The organism is Helicobacter pylori, from assembly GCF_009689985.1.
GTDB classification, from domain to species: domain Bacteria; phylum Campylobacterota; class Campylobacteria; order Campylobacterales; family Helicobacteraceae; genus Helicobacter; species Helicobacter pylori_CG.
In genome coordinates this window covers 124,275-146,023 of sequence record NZ_QBAW01000005.1, presented here as the reverse complement: position 1 = coordinate 146,023, position 21,749 = coordinate 124,275, and the positions used below count along the sequence as shown (strand labels likewise).

Annotated in this window: 17 protein-coding genes and 2 pseudogenes; 11 read left to right on the top strand and 8 right to left on the bottom strand. The window is 38.3% G+C overall.

The annotated features are described in order from the left end of the window. Positions 1–7 precede the first annotated feature (7 nt). The 3 genes from rfaD to gmhA are packed head-to-tail and all read left to right on the top strand — an operon-like array spanning position 8 to position 2,953. Entirely contained in the window at positions 8–1,000 is a 993-nt protein-coding gene (rfaD, locus tag DBU79_RS05325; protein ID WP_154411769.1) for an ADP-glyceromanno-heptose 6-epimerase, read from the top strand. After that, positions 997–2,382 (top strand): D-glycero-beta-D-manno-heptose-7-phosphate kinase, encoded by a 1,386-nt coding sequence (gene rfaE1 / locus DBU79_RS05320; RefSeq protein WP_154411768.1) that lies wholly within the window; start codon positions 997–999, stop codon positions 2,380–2,382. Before rfaD ends, rfaE1 begins: the two co-directional genes overlap by 4 nt. Continuing rightward, positions 2,375–2,953, top strand: a complete 579-nt coding sequence (gene gmhA, locus DBU79_RS05315) for a D-sedoheptulose 7-phosphate isomerase (RefSeq protein ID WP_021303093.1) — start codon at positions 2,375–2,377, stop codon at positions 2,951–2,953. Before rfaE1 ends, gmhA begins: the two co-directional genes overlap by 8 nt. Positions 2,954–2,955: 2 nt before the next feature. Here the strand turns inward: gmhA and DBU79_RS05310 are convergent, their stop codons facing one another. The 4 genes and pseudogenes from DBU79_RS05310 to guaC all read right to left on the bottom strand — a co-directional run bounded on the left by DBU79_RS05310 (position 2,956) and on the right by guaC (position 6,791). Then, positions 2,956–3,198, bottom strand: coding sequence for a hypothetical protein (locus DBU79_RS05310; RefSeq protein WP_154411767.1), 243 nt, complete (start codon positions 3,196–3,198; stop codon positions 2,956–2,958). 194 nt (positions 3,199–3,392) lie between these two features. Beyond that, positions 3,393–3,995 (bottom strand): hypothetical protein, encoded by a 603-nt coding sequence (locus DBU79_RS05305; RefSeq protein ID WP_154411766.1) that lies wholly within the window; start codon positions 3,993–3,995, stop codon positions 3,393–3,395. Positions 3,996–4,064: 69 nt separating this feature from the next. Next, positions 4,065–5,627 (bottom strand): annotated as a pseudogene (locus DBU79_RS05300) (MBOAT family O-acyltransferase). A 186-nt stretch (positions 5,628–5,813) separates the two neighbouring features. Then, positions 5,814–6,791 (bottom strand): GMP reductase, encoded by a 978-nt coding sequence (gene guaC, locus DBU79_RS05295; protein WP_195834235.1) that lies wholly within the window; start codon positions 6,789–6,791, stop codon positions 5,814–5,816. Positions 6,792–7,039: 248 nt separating this feature from the next. Between guaC and DBU79_RS05290 the strand changes: the two genes are divergently transcribed. Both DBU79_RS05290 and DBU79_RS05285 read left to right on the top strand, forming a co-directional pair. After that, a complete protein-coding gene (locus tag DBU79_RS05290; protein WP_154411764.1) occupies positions 7,040–8,641 on the top strand; it encodes an ABC-F family ATP-binding cassette domain-containing protein in 1,602 nt (533 codons plus the stop codon). Then, positions 8,638–9,570, top strand: a complete 933-nt coding sequence (locus tag DBU79_RS05285) for a COG2958 family protein (protein ID WP_154411763.1) — start codon at positions 8,638–8,640, stop codon at positions 9,568–9,570. The genes DBU79_RS05290 and DBU79_RS05285 overlap by 4 nt, the downstream gene beginning before the upstream one ends. A 19-nt stretch (positions 9,571–9,589) precedes the next feature. Here the strand turns inward: DBU79_RS05285 and DBU79_RS05280 are convergent, their stop codons facing one another. Next, positions 9,590–10,276 carry a phosphatase PAP2 family protein gene (locus tag DBU79_RS05280; RefSeq protein ID WP_154411762.1) on the bottom strand — a complete coding sequence of 229 codons (687 nt, stop codon included), beginning with the start codon at positions 10,274–10,276 and terminating at the stop codon, positions 9,590–9,592. Positions 10,277–10,440: 164 nt separating this feature from the next. Here DBU79_RS05280 and DBU79_RS05275 point away from each other — a divergent pair, with 164 nt between their 5' ends. From DBU79_RS05275 to thiE, 6 genes and pseudogenes are all read left to right on the top strand, one after another. After that, positions 10,441–12,030: a type I restriction-modification system subunit M gene (locus DBU79_RS05275; protein ID WP_154411761.1), complete on the top strand. Its 1,590-nt coding sequence runs from the start codon at positions 10,441–10,443 to the stop codon at positions 12,028–12,030. Beyond that, positions 12,023–13,298, top strand: a pseudogene (locus DBU79_RS05270) (restriction endonuclease subunit S). Before DBU79_RS05275 ends, DBU79_RS05270 begins: the two are co-directional and overlap by 8 nt. A gap of 3 nt (positions 13,299–13,301) precedes the next feature. Next, a complete protein-coding gene (locus tag DBU79_RS05265; RefSeq protein ID WP_195834234.1) occupies positions 13,302–16,319 on the top strand; it encodes an HsdR family type I site-specific deoxyribonuclease in 3,018 nt (1,005 codons plus the stop codon). Between the two features lie 92 nt (positions 16,320–16,411). Continuing rightward, complete coding sequence (gene thiM / locus DBU79_RS05260) at positions 16,412–17,191, top strand: hydroxyethylthiazole kinase (protein ID WP_154411760.1); 780 nt, start codon at positions 16,412–16,414, stop codon at positions 17,189–17,191. Then, the gene (gene thiD / locus DBU79_RS05255) at positions 17,188–17,997 is read left to right on the top strand and encodes a bifunctional hydroxymethylpyrimidine kinase/phosphomethylpyrimidine kinase (RefSeq protein ID WP_154411759.1); all 810 of its coding nucleotides are present in this window, start codon (positions 17,188–17,190) and stop codon (positions 17,995–17,997) included. Before thiM ends, thiD begins: the two co-directional genes overlap by 4 nt. Then, positions 17,990–18,643: a thiamine phosphate synthase gene (gene thiE, locus DBU79_RS05250; protein WP_154411758.1), complete on the top strand. Its 654-nt coding sequence runs from the start codon at positions 17,990–17,992 to the stop codon at positions 18,641–18,643. Before thiD ends, thiE begins: the two co-directional genes overlap by 8 nt. A gap of 107 nt (positions 18,644–18,750) precedes the next feature. On the opposite strand, the gene DBU79_RS05245 is transcribed toward thiE, so the two are convergent. From DBU79_RS05245 to pseB, 3 genes are read right to left on the bottom strand one after another with little or no spacing between them, the layout of a single operon-like run. Continuing rightward, positions 18,751–19,488, bottom strand: a complete 738-nt coding sequence (locus tag DBU79_RS05245) for a hypothetical protein (RefSeq protein ID WP_154411757.1) — start codon at positions 19,486–19,488, stop codon at positions 18,751–18,753. Further along, positions 19,488–20,765, bottom strand: coding sequence for a bifunctional phosphopantothenoylcysteine decarboxylase/phosphopantothenate--cysteine ligase CoaBC (gene coaBC / locus DBU79_RS05240; RefSeq protein ID WP_154411756.1), 1,278 nt, complete (start codon positions 20,763–20,765; stop codon positions 19,488–19,490). Before coaBC ends, DBU79_RS05245 begins: the two co-directional genes overlap by 1 nt. After that, positions 20,762–21,745, bottom strand: coding sequence for a UDP-N-acetylglucosamine 4,6-dehydratase (inverting) (gene pseB, locus DBU79_RS05235; protein WP_167599634.1), 984 nt, complete (start codon positions 21,743–21,745; stop codon positions 20,762–20,764). Before pseB ends, coaBC begins: the two co-directional genes overlap by 4 nt. Between the last annotated feature and the right edge of the window lie 4 nt (positions 21,746–21,749).

The window sequence follows — 21,749 nt, the reverse complement described above, 5'->3', positions numbered from 1 at the left end:
GATAATAATGCGTTATATTGATGATGAATTAGAAAATCAAACGATTTTAATCACCGGTGGGGCTGGCTTTGTGGGTAGCAATTTGGCCTTTTATTTTCAAGAGAACTACCCTAAAGCTAAAGTGGTAATTTTGGATAAGTTTCGCAGTAACACACTCTCTAGTAATAAGCGCCCCAGTTCCTTAGGGCATTTTAAGAATTTAATCGGTTTTAAGGGTGAGGTGGTTATCGCTGATATTAATAACCCCTTAGATTTAAGGCGTTTAGAAAAATTGCATTTTGATTATTTGTTCCACCAAGCCGCTGTCTCTGATACGACCATGCTGGATCAAGAATTAGTGATGAAAACCAATTATCAGGCTTTTTTAAACCTTTTAGAAATCGCTCGCTCAAAAAAAGCTAAAGTGATTTACGCTTCTTCAGCGGGCGTTTATGGCAACACCAAAGCCCCCAATGTGGTAGGCAAAAACGAAAGCCCTGAAAATGTTTATGGCTTTTCCAAGCTTTGCATGGACGAATTTGTCCTCTCCCATTCAAATGACAATATTCAAGTGGGCTTAAGGTATTTTAATGTCTATGGGCCTAGGGAATTTTATAAAGAAAAAACCGCTTCTATGGTTTTGCAACTCGCCTTAGGCATAATGGCGTTTAAGGAAGTCAAGCTTTTTGAATTTGGCGAGCAATTAAGGGATTTTGTCTATATTGAAGATGTGATCCAAGCGAATGTGAAAGCGATGAAGGCTCAAAAAAGCGGGGTTTATAATGTGGGTTATTCCCAAGCCAGAAGTTATAATGAAATAGTTAGCATTTTAAAAGAGCATTTAGGGGATTTTAAAGTAACTTACATCAAAAACCCTTACGCTTTCTTCCAAAATCACACCCAAGCGCATATTGAACCCACTATTTTGGATTTGGATTACACCCCTTTATACGATTTAGAAAGCGGCATTAAAGATTATTTGCCCCATATCCATGCGATTTTTAAAGAACAGCATGCATGAAAAAAATCCTAGTCATAGGGGATCTGATCGCTGATTATTACCTGTGGGGGAAGAGCGAACGCCTTTCGCCTGAAGCCCCTGTGCCTGTTTTAGAAGTCCAAAGGGAGAGCAAGAATTTAGGCGGAGCGGCTAATGTGGCTAATAATCTCATTTCTTTAAAAGCTAAAGTTTTTTTATGTGGGGTTGTGGGCGATGATTTAGAGGGCGAGCATTTTATTAACGCTCTCAAAGCCAAGAATATTGACACTTCAGGAATTTTAACAGATAAAACCCGTTGCACCACGCTCAAAACGCGCATCATCGCACAAAACCAGCAAATCGCACGCGTGGATAAGGAAATCAAAGACCCTTTAAACGCTGATTTAAGAAAAAAACTTTTAGATTTTTTCACAGAAAAAATCCAAGAAATAGATGGCGTTATCCTTTCAGATTACAATAAGGGCGTGTTGGATTTTGAACTCACTCAAAAAATGATCGCTCTAGCCAACAAACACCACAAGCTCATTTTATGCGACCCTAAAGGGAAGGATTATAGCAAATATTCTCATGCGAGTTTGATCACGCCTAATCGCATTGAATTAGAGCAAGCGCTCCATTTGAAGTTAGACAGCCATGCGAATTTATCAAAAGCACTCCAAATCTTAAAAGAAACTTATCATATCGCCATGCCTTTAGTAACTTTGAGCGAACAAGGCATCGCTTTTTTAGAAAAAGGCGAGCTAGTCAATTGCCCCACTATCGCTAAAGAGGTTTATGATGTAACCGGGGCAGGCGATACGGTGATCGCGTCTTTAACGCTCTCTTTATTAGAATCGATGAGCCTAAAAGAAGCTTGCGAGTTTGCCAATGCGGCTGCGGCTGTGGTGGTAGGTAAAATGGGGAGCGCGTTAGCGAGTTTAGAAGAAATCGCTTTGATTTTAAACCAAACGCACCCTAAAATCCTCCCTTTAGAAAAGCTGTTAGAAACTTTAGATCAGCAAAAAATCGTTTTCACCAATGGCTGTTTTGACATCCTCCATAAAGGGCATGCGAGTTATTTGCAAAAGGCTAAAGCTTTAGGGGACATTCTCATTGTAGGGTTAAATAGCGACGCTTCCATTAAAAGGCTTAAGGGGGATAAACGCCCCATAGTGAGCGAAAAAGACAGAGCGTTTCTTTTAGCGAGTCTGTCTTGCGTGGATTATGTCGTGGTGTTTGAAGAAGACACGCCAATCAAATTGATTCAAGCCCTAAAGCCTGATATTTTAGTCAAGGGAGCGGACTATCTCAATAAAGAAGTCATAGGGAGCGAGTTTGCTAAAGAAACCCGTTTGATGGAGTTTGAAGAAGGTTATTCCACAAGCGCTATCATAGAAAAAATTAAAAGGACATGCAATGATTGATGGTTTGATTAAAAAAGAATTTTTAGCCCATAAGGAAGCGTTAGAAAAAAGTTTAGAGAGTTTGCAAGAAGCACTAAAACAAAGCGTTCATCTTTTGATAGAAACTTTAGAAAACCAAGGGAAAATCCTTATTTGTGGTAACGGGGGGAGTGCTAGCGATGCGCAGCATTTTGCCGCTGAATTGACCGGGCGTTATAAATTGGAAAGGAAAGGCTTGAGCGCAATAAGTTTAAGCACGGATACCTCAGCCCTCACCGCCATTGCAAACGATTATGGTTATGAAGAAGTGTTTGCCAGACAAGTAGAAGCGTTGGGGGTAAAAAACGATGTTTTGATAGGGATTTCTACAAGCGGTAATTCCAAAAATGTCCTAAAAGCTTATGAAAAAGCCAAAGATTTAGGGGTAAAAACGCTTAGTTTAGTGGGGCGTGATGGGGGGAAAATGAAGCCTTTAAGCGATATGGCTTTGATTGTCCCTAGCGATGATACCCCACGAATCCAAGAAATGCACATTCTTATGATCCACATCTTATGCGATTGCATTGAAAGGCATTTCGCTAATAAAAATTAGCCCTAATTTTGAATTTCTTTAGGGATTTGATAGTCTTCTATCATTTTGATAAGTTTTTGGTTGAATTTTGTTAAATTAGTTTTATCTAGGCGATATTTTTGGCTTTTGATAGCTAATAGGATTTCATGTTGAGCATGTTGGTCAAAGTGAGTTAAATCTGTGTAGCGATTTAAATCTGTTGTAAAGTTTAGGGTGCGTAAATCATGTATTTCTACATTGCTGTATTGTAATAATTTAATATTCATTAAACTTGTTAGGTCTTTTTGATTGTTGATTTCTTGTAGATTTTTAGTTACTAATACATCACTTTTGTATCTTAAGAGTGGGTAGGGGGCTAACCACAGAATAAAATGGATATTTGGGTTTTGTTTAATCAAGGGAATAAGGTGAGTCAAATGGTCTTTTGCTGTTTGTTCAATATCTTTTTTATGTTGTTTTTCTAAAAAGTGTAGTTTATGGGCTTATGAATGGAATTTAGGTATTCCAAATACGCATTTTTAACGCTATCAAGGTTGTATACATTTGGGCGAAACCAATTATACATCCACTCATAATCCCTAAAGGCAAAAAATAGCTTGACAAAAATCTTACCCCCTAAGTAGTAAAGGGATTTGCTAGAAACTTTAGGGTTAAATAAATATTTTATAGCGTTAACTAACTTAGGTTTGTCATTAAACAAGAATGGAGGAATGCGACCACTATTATTGCAATTTCCAAGACTCAAATCTAGTAAAATTGTAGAAACTTCTTGCTTGTTTATCCCTAACTTTAGATAAGGAAAAAGCTCACATAAAGATGCGCCCGGCATAGTTAATTTAATGGGGTTTTGAAGACCTAAAATTTTTGCGCTATGCTCAAGATTGAAGTTAGCACTTACAGATGAGCCTAGGATAATGCTGTTGAAAGGATAATGTGTCATAAGTCCGTAGCTTAGAAAGAAAGTATCATTAAAGTTGTAGTCTCTTTTGTAAAATGAATTTTTTCTAAAATAAGCAAAAGGATCTATAATAAAGTTTAATAGCCCCACAAATATTAATGGCAAAAAGCAAATATTAATGGCAAAAAGATGGCTATGCAGATATTGTTTAGATTTTTCATAACAATCTAGTCCTTAGAAATTGAAGTAAATAAATTCTTGTTCTATAGATGAGCTAAATAACAAACAAGCACTAAAACAAAAAGCACTATAGAATCCGTAATGTAATTTTGGTGTGTATTTTTCGGTATAGTTAATGCTATTAGGAGTTAATAGAGATATAAGAATAGCTAGAAAGAGTACTGTAGTATTAAAAACGAGGGTAGGACCAAGTAGGACTCCATCATTGACGAAGCGTTCAAATTTAACATGAAAATGGGTTAAATAAGCCCATTTTCCTTGCAAGAAATGAGGCAGTGCAAAACCATATCCTCCAACCATCCCCTTTAAAACCTTCAAAGCACTATTCAAATCCTTCGCTCTAAAAAACACCCATGCAAGATTGATAAAATTAAAGGTGATGAGCCACGCTAAAATCTTTGGCATAGTGAAATGAAATTTTTTAGCGATATGGGAATACGCTCTATGAACGCTCAAAGCAATCCCATGCAATAGCCCCCAAATGATAAAAGTCCAACCAGCCCCATGCCAAAACCCCCCAATCAAAAACACTAAAATTAAATTCCTATACACGATTAATTCTTTCACCCTATTACCCCCTAAAGGGATATACAAATACTCTTTTAAGAAGCGGCTCAAAGTGATATGCCACCTCCTCCAAAAATCTTGGATATTTAAAGCCTTATAGGGGCTATTAAAATTGATAGGGAGTCTGACATTAAAAAAGAGGGCAATGCCTATAGCCATATCGCAATAACCGCTAAAATCAAAATACAGCTGGAACGAATAAGATAAAGACGCCATCCATGCTTGAATAAAACTTAAGCTAGCCGCATTATCAAATCCAAAATCAGCAAAATGAGCGATATTATCCGCAATAACAGCCTTTTTAAACAAACCTATAGAAAAGATAAACAAGCCTAAAGCGATATTTCTGTAATTCAAAAATTGATTATTTTTATCTTTAAATTGAGGCATCATCTCACTATGATGCACAATGGGTCCTGCAATGAGTTGAGGGAAGAAACTCACAAATAAAGCGTAATCTAAAAAATGCGAAAGTGAAAAAAATGAAAGAGGGGGATTTAATGAAATAGGAGCGTTTTCACTCTCTCTCTCTCTCTCTCGTTTTGGACTGCATGATTTGATTTTGCTTGTAAGTGTCCATCAAGTAAGCGATTTGTTGCAAAGTGAAAAAGCTGATCGCTAAAGGCAAGATTAAATGCAAGGTTTCAAAATGGCTCTTCAATATTAGATTGAAATTGGTTAAGAAAAAATCAGTGTATTTGAAAAATCCTAAAAGTGAAACATTAGCGATCAAGCCCAAAATAAGCCATAATCTTTTATAAGCATTTGGCTGGGTTTGATAGATCTTTAAAGACACAAGATAATTCAACACAATAGAACCAACCAATAAGGGCAAATACTTCACATTCCAAAAAGCATAAAAAACAAACTAGCCAATACGAGCCATAGTTTAGGGAATAGGGGATTTTTAGCATAAGCTTGCAAGATAAAATACCCTAAAAAGACAATAGGCAAAAAAGCAAAGATGAATAATGGCGTGTTGAATAACAAAACAAAAACCCTTAAGATTGAGATGATGGAATCTAACATTATAACATTATATGAAAAAAAATGATCCAACAAGATGCAATGAAAATAAAAAAAGGATCAAAAAACAACAAAAACCCAAGTCAAAGCAAATCGCTTGAAAAAGAGATTGAAGACTATTTTTTCTGTCTTCGCTTTCATTGATTTTCTTTAGATTGTGTCCCCATTGAAAATTGAATTTTTCACAATGACATAATCAACTTTTCGAATCGCTTCAAGGTCTCTCCCACCTGCATAGGAGATTGAAGATTGTAGATCTTGATGCATTTCAATCAGCGTATCTTTTAATGATCCTTTATGCTGGATCCAAATTTTCTTACCTTCAATATTTTTCTTTTCACCTTTTTGGAACTCTGAAGCTGAACCGAAATATTCTTTATATGCGATACCATTTTCTATTTTTGTTTCTCCAGATGATTCTTCATGCCCTGCAAAAAGCGAGCCAATCATTACCATTGTCGCGCCAAAGCGTATTGATTTTGCAATATCGCCATGCGTGCGAATACCACCATCTGCAATAATCGGTTTTCTTGCTGCTTTAGAGCACCATCTAAGAGCTGCCAGTTGCCAACCACCCGTGCCAAAGCCTGTTTTGATTTTAGTGATACACACTTTCCCAGGTCCAATGCCAACTTTTGTAGCGTCAGCACCGGCGTTCTCTAATTCACGGACTGCTTCTGGTGTGCCAACATTCCCGGCAATCACAAAAGTTTCTGGCAAATGCGTTTTGATGTGTTGGATCATTTCAATGACGGAATTTGAATGGCCATGCGCAATATCGATCGTGATATAGTCTGACGCTAATTTTTGTTTGGCCAACTCTTCTATAAAAAGATATTCTTCCTTTTTCACCCCAACGCTGATGGAGCTGATCCATTGGCGTTCCTTCATTTTTTTGACAAACGGGATTCTTGCCGCTCCATCAAAACGGTGCATGATGTAGAAATAGCCATTTTCTGCTAGAAATTCTGCGATCGAGTCGTTGATGATTGTTTGCATGTTTGCTGGGACTACGGGCATTTTAAATGCGTGTTTGCCTAAGGTAACGGTCGTATCACACTCTGAACGGCTACTCACAATACATTTATTAGGGATGAGTTGGATGTCTTCGTAATCAAATATTTTCAATGACACGATCCTTTTGATGTTCATATAGAGTAAAACACGAACATTATTTGATTTTAAGCATTATTTTTAAGCACCTTCTGTAATTTATCTTAATTTGAATAAAAAATCAAGAGAAAAAATTAAATAAACTTGGATAAGATTTGGGCGTCAAAGATCTTACAGATAACCATAATAAGCAAGGGATACAATATTGTAAAGAAAACGCTACAATAAACTTTCTCTAATCACAAAAATAAGGAAATCATAAGATGCTACAAACCATCAACTTAACGCAACGCTATGCGACTAAAAAATTGTTTGAGAATGTGAATATCAAGCTGGATAAAAACAAGCGCTACGGGCTGATTGGGGCTAATGGTGCAGGAAAATCCACTTTTTTAAAGATTTTGAGCAAGAGCATTGATTGTAGCAGTGGGGAAGTCATCATCACAAGCGGGATGAGAATGGGGGTTTTAGGGCAGGATCAATACGCTTTTGAAGATTTGAGCCTTAAAGATGCGGTTTTGATAGGCAATAAGCGTTTGTATGACGCTATCAAAGAAAAAGAGCGCTTATACACTGAAGGCGATTTGAGCGATGATAAAGTGAATGCTAGGCTAGGGGAGTTAGAAACCATTTGCGTAGAAGAAGATCCCATGTATGAATGCGAAGTGGTGATTGAAAAAATCCTAGAAGATTTAGGCATTCCTAGCTCTAAGCACAATGATTTGATGAAAACCTTGCCAAGCAGCGATAAATTTAAAATCCTTCTCGCTCAAGTTTTATTCCCTAAACCGGATATTTTGCTTTTAGATGAGCCTACGAACAACCTGGATTTAAACGCCATTGAATGGTTAGAAAACAACCTCAAACGCCATGAAGGCACGATGGTAGTCATTAGCCATGACAGGCATTTTTTAAACGCAGTATGCACGCATATTTTGGATTTGGATTTTCACAGCGTGTGCGAATTTAGCGGGAATTATGACGATTGGTATATCGCTTCTACCTTGATCGCTAAACAGCAAGAGGCCGAACGCAATAAAAAACTCAAAGAAAAAGAAGAGCTAGAAAAATTTATCGCTCGTTTCAGCGCTAACGCTTCTAAAGCCAAGCAAGCCACCAGCCGCCAAAAACAACTGGATAAATTAGACATTCAAAGCTTAGCGGTATCTAGCAGGAGGGATCCTAGCATTATTTTTAAACCCAAACGCACCATTGGTAATGAAGCTTTAGAATGCGAAAACATCTCTAAAAGTTATGATGGGCAAATTATTTTAAATCAAGTGAGCTTGAAAGTGATGCCTAAAGATAAAATCGCTCTCATAGGGCCAAACGGCGTGGGTAAATCCACGCTTTGTAAAATTTTAGTAGAAGAGTTAAAGCCGGATACGGGCGTGGTGAAATGGGGAGCGACCGTTTCAAAAGGCTATTTCCCTCAAAATGTGAGCGAAGAAATCAGCGGTGAGGAGACCTTGTATCAATGGCTCTTTAATTTCAATAAAAAGATTGAAAGCGCAGAGGTTAGGAACGCTTTAGGGAGGATGCTTTTTAATGGCGAAGAGCAAGAAAAGTGCGTGAACGCTTTAAGCGGAGGCGAAAAACACCGAATGGTTTTATCCAAGCTCATGCTAGAGGGGGGGAATTTCTTAGTCTTAGATGAGCCAACCAACCACCTGGATTTAGAGGCCATTATCGCGCTAGGTGAAGCGCTCTTTAAATTTGATGGGGCGCTGATTTGCGTAAGCCATGACAGAGAGCTCATTGATGCGTATGCTAATCGGATCATTGAACTAGTCCCAAGCCCTAAAGGCGCTTCAATTATTGATTTTAAAGGCAGTTATGAAGAGTATTTAGCGAGCAAAAAATGAAACCACGAGATATTAAAATCATTCAAAGCGTTTTAGAAATTATCAAAGAGCCTATTAAGGTTACTGAGATTTATCATAAAGCCAAAGAGCTTTTTGAAAAAGGCGAGATTGAAAGCATGTTTGATTATGGGGGCAACACTCCCGATCAGAGTGTTAGCGCTGCTATTTATACAGCCTTAAATAAGGGCGAAGAGTTGCCTTTTTTGAAAACGCAAGAAAAACCCGTTTTAATCGCTTTAAAAAGCGCATCTAAAGAGCCGGTTTTAAACGCTCAAAAATCAAGTGCTCCAAGCGTTAAAATCGCGCATGAAAGAAATTTGAACCCCTTTTTAACTTACATGGCTTGCCACAATGAAAATTTGAAATGCTACACGAAAACCATTTTTCATGAAGGGAGTGCAAGATCGCCAAGAGGCATGGACAGGTGGCTTTATCCGGACATGGTGGGGGTTAGATTTTTGCACGCTGAATTGTCTAATGAAAATTTAATCGCTTTTTCTAAGAAATTTGACACTTTACCCGTTAAACTGGTGAGCTTTGAATTGAAAAAAGAAATCAGCGTGAATAATTGCAGGAAGTGTTATTTTCAAGCGATTTCTAACAGCTCGTGGGCTAATGAGGGGTATTTAGTGGGTCATCATATTGCTACGCATGATCTTAAACTCATGGATTTGTTGAAGCGTTTGCATGCGAGTTTTGGGATTGGCGTGATTGATTTGAGGACTGATGAGAACAAAAGCGCTATTTTATTGAACGCTAAATACAAAGAAAAAATTGATTACACCGTGGCTTTAGAGCTTAGCGAAAAAAATGAAGAATTCAGCGGTTTTTTAAAGAGCGTTGTGGATTATGACCCAAAGAACCAAAACCGCTATAAAGATGAATTTGATGAGATCAAAAAGAAAGAGGAGTTATACCCTAACTCATAACTTTCTTTTTAAAAACGCTTTAAGCGGTTTTGTAGGGGCGTTTCAAAAACCCTAAATAAAGCGCTAAAGAGCAGCATGACCAGGCAACCCCTAATAAAAACCCTCCTAAAACATCGCTAGGGTAATGCACCCCTAAATAAACCCTATCATACGACATTAAAACAATCCAAAAAAGCAAAACCACAGCAATAATCGTTTTAATGCGATTGTTGGCGTTAGAATAGCATAACAACAACGCCAAAGAGCCGTAAAAAAGCGCTGAAGCTAAAGCATGCCCGCTAGGGAAACTAAAGCCATGCGCAAAAACCAATTCGCCATTGGTTACAGGCCGTGGGCGCGCCACTAAAAGCTTAAGGGATTTTAAGGTGAATTCACCTAATAAGATGCTAAAGAAAAACCACACCCCCAAAGCGATTCGTTTTTGAAACCCAAACCACAAGCCAATGAGTAAAGCGATAGAAGTGGTGAGCTTGCTTTGCGCAAACCATGTGCTAAAAAACACGAAAGAAAGCCACGCGCTCCCTTGAATGGGGGCAGGGTTGCGGATCAAGTCTATAAAAAATAAATCCAATTGTTGCACCCACTCTTTTTGAAAAGCCACCCCGCTTATCACAATGCCAAACAAAATGAAAAAGACCACCCCCACAATCCCAAGCGTTTTAGCCGCTTTTTTTTCTCTTACGCTTATTGTTCTGTCAAATACCATTCAAACCCCTTAAAAATGAACTTTAAAAGGGCGATTATAGCTTATTTACCACACAAATGCATGGGAAATACAGGGAATAAAAAAATAATATTCTTTGCTATAATGAAACCTTTAAGTGGTGCACTAAAAACGCCAATCAAAACACAAAAAAGGGGCTTATTATCATGGAAAACAAAAACACTCAAGCGGATAAATCTTCTTCATTAGAGCGCAACGAATTGCACAACACCATTTGGAAAGTGGCTAATGAATTGAGAGGCTCAGTGGATGGCTGGGATTTTAAGCAATATGTTTTAGGCATTCTTTTTTACCGCTACATTTCAGAAAACATGACTCATTACATCAATAAAGAAGAGCGAGAGAGCGATCTGAGTTTTGATTACGCTTTATTGAGCGATGAAGAAGCTGAAAGCGCAAAAGAAGGCCTGATTGAAGAAAAAGGCTTTTTCATCCCGCCAAGCGCTTTATTTTGTAATGTGTTAAAAAACGCACGCACTAACGAAGATCTCAATGTAACCTTACAAAATATTTTTAACGAAATAGAAAAATCCAGCCTTGGGTTTAAATCAGAAGAAAATGTCAAAGGCTTGTTTGCGGATTTAGATGTCAACAGCAATAAATTAGGGAGCTCTCATAAAAATAGGGTTGAAAAACTGACTAAAATCCTTCAAGCCATAGGGGATATGCAATTAGGCGACTACCAAAAAAGCGGGATTGATGTTTTTGGCGACGCTTATGAATATTTAATGACCATGTATGCGAGCAATGCCGGCAAAAGCGGAGGGGAATTTTTCACCCCCCAAGAAGTGAGCGAACTGCTCGCTAAGATCGCCCTGCACAACCAAGAAAGCGTCAATAAAGTTTATGACCCATGCTGTGGGAGCGGATCGTTACTCTTACAATTTTCTAAAGTGTTAGGCGATAAAAATGTTTCAAAAGGGTATTTTGGGCAAGAAATCAACCTGACCACTTACAACCTTTGCCGAATCAATATGTTTTTGCATGACATCAATTACTCTAAATTCCACATCGCGCTAGGGGACACGCTTTTAGACCCAAAACACAAAGACGATGAGCCTTTTGATGCGATCGTTTCCAACCCTCCTTATTCCACTAAATGGGTGGGCGATAAAGACCCCATTTTAATCAGCGATGAGCGCTTTAGCAAAGCCGGTGTGCTAGCACCCAAAAACGCCGCCGATCTCGCTTTCACCATGCACATGCTTTCTTATCTGTCCAATAGCGGCACTGCTGCGATCGTGGAATTCCCGGGGGTGCTTTATAGAGGGAATGCTGAAGCAAAAATCAGAGAATATTTAGTTAAAGAAAATTTCATTGACTGCGTGATCGCTTTACCAGACAACCTCTTTTTTGGAACGAGTATCGCTACTTGTATTTTAGTGCTTAAGAAAAACAAACAAGACGACACCACGCTTTTTATTGATGCGAGTAAGGAATTTGTCAAAGAAGGCAAGAAAAACAAGCTCAAAGAACACAACCGAGAAAAGATTTTAAAAACCTATACGGAAAGGAAAGCAATCAAGCATTTTTGCGCCCTAGCAAGTATTGAAAAAATCAAAGAAAACGATTACAACCTATCCGTGAATCGCTATGTGGAGCAAGAAGACACTAAAGAAGCCATTGACATTGAAGCGCTCAATGCTGAGATTTCTCAAATCGTAGAAAAACAAAGCGCTTTAAGGAACAGCCTTGAATCCATCATCAAAGAGTTAGAAGAAGGGCAAAATGCATAAAATAGAGCGCTTACTCCAAACTTTAGCGCCTAAAGGGGTGGAGTTTAGGAAATTGGGGGAGGTGTGTGAAATCATTAGAGGTAAAAGGGTTACAAAAAAAGAAATATTAGATAAAGGAAAATATCCCGTTGTATCTGGTGGAATAGGATTTATGGGATATTTAAATGAATATAACAGAGAGGAAAATACAATTACTATAGCTCAATATGGAACAGCCGGATTTGTCAATTGGCAAAATCAAAAGTTTTGGGCAAATGATGTTTGTTTTTCTGTCATTCCAAACGAAACCCTAATCAATAGATACCTTTATTATGTATTAACAAACATGCAAAATTATTTATATTCTATTTCAAATAGAAGCGCTATACCTTATAGCATTTCTAGTAATAATATTATGCAAATAACCATCCCCATCCCACCCCTAGAAATCCAACAAGAGATCGTTAAGATTTTGGACGCTTTCACAGAATTAAACACAGAATTAAACACAGAATTAAAAGCGCGAAAAAAGCAATATGAGTATTACCAAAACATGCTTTTAGACTTTAAGGACATTAAACAAAACCACAAAGACGCAAAAATGAGCGCAAAAAACCTACCCCAAACCCTTAAAAACCCTACTCCAAACTTTAGCGCCTAAGGGGGTGGAGTTTAGGAAGTTGGGGGATATTGGGGGATTTTATAGCGGACTTGTTGGAAAAAGTAAAAAATCTTTCTCTCAAGGGAATAAATTTTATGTTCCTTATGTCAATGTTTTTAATAATCCACAATTAGATCTAAATGCTTTAGAAAGTGTTCAAATAGGGGATAAAGAAAAACAAAATACAATTCAATTAGGCGATGTGCTTTTTACTGGTTCATCTGAAAATTTAGAGGATTGTGCGATGTCTTGCGTAGTTACTCAAAAGATTGAAAAAGATATTTATCTTAATAGTTTTTGTTTTGGTTTTAGATTTTTTGATGAGAATTTATTTAATCCATCGTTTCTTAAACATTTTTTAAGAGATTACAATTTTAGGAAAAATATTTCAAAAGTTGCTAATGGTGTAACACGCTTCAATGTTTCAAAGAAATTACTTTCAAAAATAACAATCCCCATCCCACCCCTAGAAATCCAACAAGAGATCGTTAAGATTTTGGATCAATTTTCAATCCTAACCACCGATTTATTAGCCGGTATACCAGCTGAAATAGAAGCCCGAAAAAAGCAATACGAATATTACAGAGAAAAACTATTGACTTTTAAACCTCTCCAAAACAAGGCATAAACCATGATCTATGAGATTATCGCAGAAAGCAATGAAAGCACCGTGATGGCCGAGTATCATAGCGATAATGAAAAGAAAAGCGCTTATGAGAGCGAAGCAGAGCTAGAAAGGGCGTTTATTGGGCTTTTACAAAAACAAGGCTATGAATTTAAAAAAATCTACAAAGAACAAGAATTAAAAGACAATTTAAAAGAGCAGTTAGAAAAGCTTAACGATTATCATTTCACGCCTAAAGAATGGGAGATTCTTTATTCTCAATTCATCGCTAATAAAAACGATGACTATAAGGCTAAAACGAGAAAAATCCAAGAAGATCCGATTTTTAACCTAACCCTTGAGGATGGAAAAACCAAAAACATTAAAATCATTGATAAGAAAAATATCCATAAAAACGCCTTGCAAGTGATCCACCAATACAGCGCTAAAGGGGGGAAGTATGAGAACCGCTATGATGTGAGTGTCCTTGTGAATGGATTGCCTTTAGTGCATGTGGAATTGAAAAGAAGGGGCGTGGCGATTAGAGAGGCGTTCAATCAAATCAAGCGCTATCAAAGGGATAGTTTTAGTGCTGAAGACGGGCTTTTTGATTTCGTGCAGATTTTTGTTATCAGTAACGGCACGAGCTCTAAATACTATTCAAACACCACAAGAATAGCCCAGCTGGAAAAAAACCATAAAGCCGATACTTTTGAATTCACGAATTATTGGGCGGATAGCAAGAACAACAATATTGAAGATTTAATGGATTTTGCCCGATCGTTTTTTGCAAAGCATAGCCTTTTGAATGTTTTAACGCGCTATTGCGTTTTTACGAGCGATGAGGTTTTATTGGTGATGCGGCCTTATCAAATCGTGGCGGCCGAAAGGATTTTAGAAAAAATCAAAGCCGCACAAAATAGTAAAACTTATGGAAAAAATCAAAGCAAAGGCTATATCTGGCACACGACAGGGAGCGGTAAAACCTTAACGAGCTTTAAAAGCGCGGCGTTGGCTAAAGAATTAGAGAGCGTTTCAAAAGTTTTGTTTGTGGTGGATAGAAAGGATTTGGACTATCAAACCATGAAAGAATACGATAAATTCCAAAAAGATTGCGCTAATTCCAACACAAGCACCAAGATTTTAAAAGAACAGCTTGAAAACCCTAACGCTAAAATCATTATCACCACGATCCAAAAATTAGACAAATTCGTTAAATCCCACCTTAAAGGGCATGCGATCTTTAATGAAGAAGTGGTGATGATTTTTGATGAATGCCACAGGAGTCAGTTAGGCTCAATGCACCAAGTTATCACTAAAGCGTTTAAAAAATACCACCTTTTTGGGTTCACAGGCACGCCCATTTTTGCACAAAATTGCGATAAAAACAACCCTTTAGGCACGACAAAGCAGAAATTTGGGGAATGCCTCCACCAATACACCATTATTGATGCGATCAGGGATAAAAATGTTTTGCCTTTTAGAGTGGAATACCACAACACCATTAAAGCTAAAGAGGACATTATAGATAATAAGGTTAGAGCGGTTGATGAAAAAAACGCCCTTTTGGATATTAGGAGGATCAAAGAAATCGCTAAATGCATTTTAGAGCGTTTCAATCAAGCCACTAAAAATAAAAAATTCAATTCCATTCTGGCATGCTCTAGTATAGAAGCGCTGAAAAAATACTACCTAGCTTTTAAAGAAGAAAAACACGACCTTAAAATCGCTACCATTTTTAGCTATAGCACTAATGAAGAACTTGATGCGCTAGAAGATGAAAACAATGAAAGCGCTAACGGGCTAGATAAAAGCTCAAGGGATTTTTTAGAGGGCGCGATTGCGGATTATAATGGGATGTTTAAAACTTCTTTTGACACTTCGGATCAAAAATTCCAAAGTTATTATAAGGATCTTTCTCAAAAAGTAAAGGATCGTGAAATCGATCTTTTAATGGTGGTGAACATGTTTTTGACCGGGTTTGACGCTACAAGGCTCAACACCCTTTGGGTGGATAAAAACCTAAAACACCATGGGCTAATTCAGGCTTTTTCACGCACAAACCGCATTTTAGATAGCGTTAAAACGCATGGGAATATCGTGTGTTTTAGGGATTTAGAGCAGGATTTAAATGACGCTCTCATGCTTTTTGGCAACAAGGACGCTAAAACTATTGCGCTATTAAGGAAATATGAAGATTATTTGAAAGGCTACACGGACAATAATAAGGAATACGAGGGCTATGAGGGTTTGATTGAAAGGCTTTTAAGAGAATTTCCCTTAAAAGAGCCGATTATTTCAGAAAGCCAGAAAAAGGATTTCATTAAGCTTTTTGGCAAGATTTTGAAATTAGAAAATATTTTAAACAGCTTTGAAAGTTTTAAAAAAGACGATTACATCAACCCAAGGGATTTTCAAGACTATCAAAGCAAATACCTTGATTTTTACGATGAAATGAGGCCAGAAAAAGGGAGGGATAAAGAAGAGATTAACGACGATTTGATTTTTGAAATTGAACTCATTAAGCAAGTGGAAGTCAATATTGACTATATTTTGAATTTGATTGAAGAATTCGCTAAAGAGCATGATCTAGAAATTCAAGACGTTAAAACCAAAATAGAGCCAATCATCAACTCCAGCATAGAGTTAAGGAATAAAAAAGATTTGATCATGGATTTCATTGACAAATACAACAAAGACCAAGAAGTCCATGCGTATTTTCAAGATTACATCCACCAAAAAAGAGAAGAGGAATTCCAAAATATCATAGAAGAAAACCGCTTGAATGAAGAAAAAGCCTATTCGTTCATGCAGCATGCCTTTAGCGGGGGCGAAATTAGCTTCAGCGGGACGGAATTCCCTAAAATCATTAAAGAAAAACCCTCCAGGTTTGACAAAAATTCGCGCTATCAAGAGGTGAAAGAAAAAGTCGCTGCAAGCCTTTCTCGTTTTTTCCACCGCTTTTGTGATCTCACTAGTTCTATATTTAAAAAAAATGAGGTTAAAAAAAATGGGGTTAAACAAGATGAGATTAATGAAAAATAGTTCATTTTTGAACGCTTTCACATTAAAACTCAAAGACAGCGCCGCTTAATGGATTTTTTTGTAAAATAAAAGAAAGTTTAAGGAGGCTCATAATGTTAAAAGAGTTACGCCAAAAACGCCCCTTAGTGCATAATATCACCAATTATGTGGTGGCGCAATTCGTGGCTAATGGTTTGTTAGCCTTAGGGGCATCACCTTTAATGAGTGATGCCATTGCTGAAATGCAAGATTTGGCAAAAATTTCTGACGCGCTCGCTATCAATATTGGCACTCTCAATGAACGCACCATTTTATGCGCTAAAGAGGCGATCAAACATTATAAGGCTTTGAATAAACCCATTGTGTTAGATCCTGTGGGGTGCTCAGCGAGCGCTTTGCGCCATGGCACCAGTTTAGAGCTTTTAGAAAGCGAAGGGATTAGCGTTCTTAGGGGTAATGCTGCAGAATTAGGCTCTTTAGTGGGAATTTCTTGCGAAAGTAAGGGGTTAGATTCCAAGCATTCCGCCACGCCTATAGAAATTGTCAAACGAGTGGCTCAAAAATATTCTGTGATAGCGGTAATGACGGGTAAAATAGATTTCGTGAGCGATGGGAAAAAAGTTTTTAGTATTACTGGGGGGAGCGAGTATTTGGCTGTGATTACTGGGGCTGGGTGTTTGCACACCGCAGCGTGCGCGAGCTTTTTGAGTTTGAAAAAAGACCCCTTAGATTCTATGGCGCAACTTTGCGCGCTCTATAAACAAGCCGCTTTTAGTGCGCAAAAAAAAGTGTTAGAAAATAACGGCTCTAATGGTTCGTTCTTGTTTTATTTTTTAGACGCTCTAAGCTTGCCCACAAAGTTAGAAAACAGCCTTATTAAGGAAGAGTTGTGAAAGTTTATCCGCAAGTTTTAAGCATTGCTGGTAGCGATAGCGGTGGGGGCGCTGGGATACAGGCCGATTTGAAAGCGTTTCAAACTTTGGGCGTGTTTGGGACAAGCGTGATCACTTGTATAACCGCCCAAAACACACAGGGCGTGCATGGGGTTTATCCATTGAGTGTAGAGAGCGTGAAAGCGCAAATCTTAGCCATTAGAGATGATTTTTCTATCAAAGCGTTCAAAATGGGAGCGTTATGCAACGCTCAAATCATTGAATGCGTAGCAGACACTTTAGAAACTTGTGATTTTGGGTTGTGCGTTTTAGATCCGGTGATGGTGGCAAAAAATGGGGCTTTGCTTTTAGAAGAAGAGGCGATTTTAAGCTTAAAAAAACGCCTTTTACCTAAAACCAATTTACTAACCCCTAACCTCCCTGAAGTCTATGCGCTCACAGGCGTTCAAGTGCGAGACGATAAAAGCGCTTCAAAAGCGATGGGTATTTTAAGGGATTTAGGCGTCAAAAACGCCGTGATTAAAGGGGGGCATACAGAGCATTTTCAAGGGGAGTTTAGCAACGACTGGGTGTTTTTAGAAGACATTGAATTTGTCCTAAACGCCAAGCGCTTTAACACCAAAAACACGCATGGCACGGGTTGTGTTCTGTCTAGCTTGATTGTGGGCTTACTCGCTCAAGGGCTGGATTTAAAAAACGCTATCACAAAGGCTAAAGAGCTTTTAACTATCATCATTCAAAACCCCTTAAACATTGGGCATGGGCATGGGCCTTTGAATTTATGGAGCGTTAAAAAGCATGTTTGATGCGAATTGTTTGAAACTCATGTTTGTGGCTGGTTCGCAAGATTTCTACCATATAAAAGGCGATAGGATAAACGCGCTTTTAGACACTTTAGAATTAGCTTTAAAATCTAAAATCACAGCGTTTCAATTCCGTCAAAAAGGCGATTTAGCCCTACAAGATCCTATTGAAATCAAACAATTAGCTCTAAAGTGTCAAAAATTATGCCAAAAATACGGCGCGCCTTTTATTGTCAATGATGAGGTAAAACTCGCGCTAGAATTAAAGGCTGATGGCGTGCATGTGGGGCAAGAAGACATGGCTATAGAAGAGGTAATAACTTTATGCAAAAAGCGCCAATTTATAGGTTTGAGCGTCAATACTTTAGAGCAAGCCCTAAAAGCGTGCCATTTAGACGGCGTAGCCTATTTAGGGGTAGGCCCTATTTTCCCCACACCATCTAAAAAAGACGCTAAAGAAGCTGTAGGCGTCAATCTTTTAAAAAAAATACACGATAGTGAGGTAAAAAAACCCCTTATAGCGATTGGGGGCATCACGACAGATAACGCTTCAAAATTGCAAAAATTCAGCGGTATCGCAGTCATTAGCGCGATCACGCAAGCCAAAGATAAAGCCTTAGCGGTTGAAACACTTTTAAAAAATGCGTGAGGAATTCTAAAATTTTGCATGGATTAAAGTAAAAAGAGGGTCTCGCTTTTTATTGGATTTAAAAGCGCTTAAATCCATCATAAAAGCGTTTTTAAAACGCTAAAATCCTACCCCAGCGTGTCCAATAAGCGCTCTTCAAAGGCAAAAAGCATGGGGGTTTTTTCGCACACAATTTCCACAAAAGAAAAGCCTAAAAGGGTGTTTTGAGCCTCTTTTAAAACCTTTTGAGTCCTTTGGAGAGTGGTTTTTAAAAAAAGCTGTTTTTCTTTTTCCTTCAAATAAATAACGCCGCCAATTTCGCCCAAGTTAGGATACAGAGCGTAAAAATCAACGCTTTGTTTTTTGGCTTTCATCTGTAAAAAGGCTTTTTTGCGTTCGTTTTCAACCACAAAGCTTAAAACCTGCGATTGCAAGCTTAAAAGCATGTTGGCTGTATTCAAAAACTCTTGCGGATTTTTAGCATGGACTAATTTTTCGCTCAAAAGTTCTTTGTATTCTTTTAAAGGGGTGTTGTCTTTGGCGCTTAAGATTTCTTTTAATTTATGCATTTCAATAGTGGGCAAATCGTCTAATGCGTCTAAGATTTTTGGGGCAGGCACTAAGTTTTTAAGCACAATATCGCCCAGCTGATTCCTTTGCATAGTCGCAAAATAAGGCTGATTGATTTTTAATTCCTGTTCGCTTTTGGTGGGGATAATTTTATTACCCACTTGCAAAAGAAAAAGATCTTTATCTTGTTTTTCTAGCACTTTTAAAAGAATGGGTAAAGTGGCGTTAAAATGGTGTGCGGCGTTTTTGGAATGAAGAGCGTTAAGCTGGTTTAGGGCGTTTAGGGCTTCTAGCATTAAAGGGCGTTGTCTTTGATAAAATCAAGGATTTTAAAACTCGCTTCTAATTTATTCATAGAAGGGATTTTTTGGGTTTTTTTATGGCTAAAGAGCCACAATTCATTCTCTAATGAGCCAAAAGGGCGTGAATCTTTAATGAGGTTCAAAGCGGCCACAGAGCAACCCTTGCCGTTATCTTGAGAAGGTTTTAAAAGATTTTGAGCGTTTTTAATGGCGTTTTGTTGATCGTCTTCGGCTTTAAAACCGATTTTAACGAATTGATTAGGATTGACAGAAGCCAGTAAATCCTTATTTTGAACGCATTCAATGTTTAGGGTTTCACCGATTTCGCTTTTTTTAAGCTTATGGTTAAAAGAAATCTTAGGCACATAATCGCTAATGGCGGCTAAATTGAAGAGTAGGGGTTTTAAGGCATGTTTTTGCAAGTTTTTAGCGGCGTTATTTAAGGCGTTTTCATAAGAAGCGGTGTCGCTAACTAAAACGCTTGTGATTTCTTTAGGCAAAGGGGTAGGGAAGCTTGATGCAATCAAAATAACTTTCGCTCCCTTAAAATATAACGCTAGGGCTAAAGCGCTCGCTTGAATCCCGCTAGAAAGATTGCTAATGACTCTAACGCTGTCAATCTTTTCCATACTCGCGCCGCCCATGACTATGACTTCTCTGTTTTCAAAATAAGCGTCTTTTAAGAGCGTTTGAGCGGCTTTAAAAAGGATTTCTAAAGGCTCAGCCATCGCCCCATCGCCTTTAGTATCGCATGCCAAAAGGGCGTTTTGCGTGTCTAAAATAATATGGTTGGAATCTTTCAAGCGTTTTAAATTACTTTGAATGATAGGGGAATTAAGCATGTTAGTGTTCATGCTAGGGGCTAGGATTTTAGGGGAAGCGCAAGCTAAAAAAGTCGCGCTGATGGTATTATCCGCTAAAGCGTGAGCGATTTTAGACAAGCTGTTAGCGCTTAAAGGGGCAAAGATGAGTAAATCAGAATTAGTAGCGCATGCGATGTGGTTATGGTGCAATTTGTTTTGGTGGTTGTAATACCATTTTTCATTACGATCATGCAGGACTTTATGGTGGCTCAAAGCTTCAAAACTTAAGGGTTTGATGAATTTTTTCGCGCCCTTACTCATCACCACTTGGATACTAGCCCCACTTTTAAACAACAAGCGCGTTAATTCTAGGGATTTATATGCTGCAATAGAGCCGCTTACGAGCAATAAAACGCGCTTGTTTTCTAACAATCTTAAGGGGTAAAATAAATCTTCTAAAAAATTCATAATAATTTTAACAAATCATCAGGCTCTAGCCATTGGTTATTATTATGGCTGCTGTATTCAAAATCAGGGGCGACTTTTTGGCCTTTTTCGTGGAGTTTGGTGAGCGTGTAATCTTTAGGCGTTTGGAAGCTTATGGTGGGCTGAATGATAAAAAAGTCTTCAAATTCTAGGGCTAAATGGCTTTCATCTTTAGGGATCATCACTTCATGGAGTTTTTCGCCCGGGCGAATCCCTATGATTTTAGTAGGAATATTGGGGGCTAGGGCTTTAGCGAGATCAGTCATTTTCATGCTAGGGATTTTAGGCACAAAAATTTCACCCCCATGCATTCTTTTCAAGCTTTTAAGCACAAAAGAAACCCCCTCATCTAAGGTGATCCAAAATCGTGTCATGCGAGTATCGGTAATGGGGATTTCACTCGCTTTGTTTTGGACTAATTTTTTAAAAAATGGCACCACGCTCCCACGGCTCCCCACCACATTACCATAACGCACCACGCTAAATTGCGTTTGAGAAGAGCCTTTAAAGTTGTTCGCGCTCACAAAGAGCTTGTCGCTGCACAATTTGGTTGCGCCGTAGAGGTTAATGGGGTTAGCGGCTTTATCGGTGCTTAGGGCGATGACCTGGCTGATTTCATTTTTTAAGCATGCGTTAATCACATTGCTCGCTCCCATGATATTGGTTTTAATGCATTCTAGAGGGTTATATTCAGCGATAGGCACATGCTTGAGTGCGGCCGCATGGATACAAATATCCACGCCCTCTAAAGCGTAATTCAAGCGCTCTAAATCCCTGACATCGCCGATAAAAAAACGCATCCTAGGATCGTTAAATTCCATGGCCATTTCGCTTTGTTTCAATTCGTCTCGGCTATAAACGATGATTTTTTTAGCGTTGGTGGTGTCTAAAACTTTACGAACAAAGCATTTGCCAAAACTCCCAGTGCCTCCGGTGATTAAAATCGTTTGGTTATCTAGTATGTTT

Bases quoted from the DNA above. Each gene is read 5' to 3' on its own strand.
- rfaD (WP_154411769.1), top strand. From the start codon at position 8: ATGCGTTATATTGATGATGAATTAGAAAATCAAACGATTTTAATCACC.
- rfaE1 (WP_154411768.1), top strand. From the start codon at position 997: ATGAAAAAAATCCTAGTCATAGGGGATCTGATCGCTGATTATTACCTG.
- gmhA (WP_021303093.1), top strand. From the start codon at position 2,375: ATGATTGATGGTTTGATTAAAAAAGAATTTTTAGCCCATAAGGAAGCG.
- DBU79_RS05310 (WP_154411767.1), bottom strand. From the start codon at position 3,198: ATGAATATTAAATTATTACAATACAGCAATGTAGAAATACATGATTTA.
- DBU79_RS05290 (WP_154411764.1), top strand. From the start codon at position 7,040: ATGCTACAAACCATCAACTTAACGCAACGCTATGCGACTAAAAAATTG.
- DBU79_RS05285 (WP_154411763.1), top strand. From the start codon at position 8,638: ATGAAACCACGAGATATTAAAATCATTCAAAGCGTTTTAGAAATTATC.
- DBU79_RS05280 (WP_154411762.1), bottom strand. From the start codon at position 10,276: ATGGTATTTGACAGAACAATAAGCGTAAGAGAAAAAAAAGCGGCTAAA.
- DBU79_RS05275 (WP_154411761.1), top strand. From the start codon at position 10,441: ATGGAAAACAAAAACACTCAAGCGGATAAATCTTCTTCATTAGAGCGC.
- DBU79_RS05265 (WP_195834234.1), top strand. From the start codon at position 13,302: ATGATCTATGAGATTATCGCAGAAAGCAATGAAAGCACCGTGATGGCC.
- thiM (WP_154411760.1), top strand. From the start codon at position 16,412: ATGTTAAAAGAGTTACGCCAAAAACGCCCCTTAGTGCATAATATCACC.
- thiE (WP_154411758.1), top strand. From the start codon at position 17,990: ATGTTTGATGCGAATTGTTTGAAACTCATGTTTGTGGCTGGTTCGCAA.
- DBU79_RS05245 (WP_154411757.1), bottom strand. From the start codon at position 19,488: ATGCTAGAAGCCCTAAACGCCCTAAACCAGCTTAACGCTCTTCATTCC.
- coaBC (WP_154411756.1), bottom strand. From the start codon at position 20,765: ATGAATTTTTTAGAAGATTTATTTTACCCCTTAAGATTGTTAGAAAAC.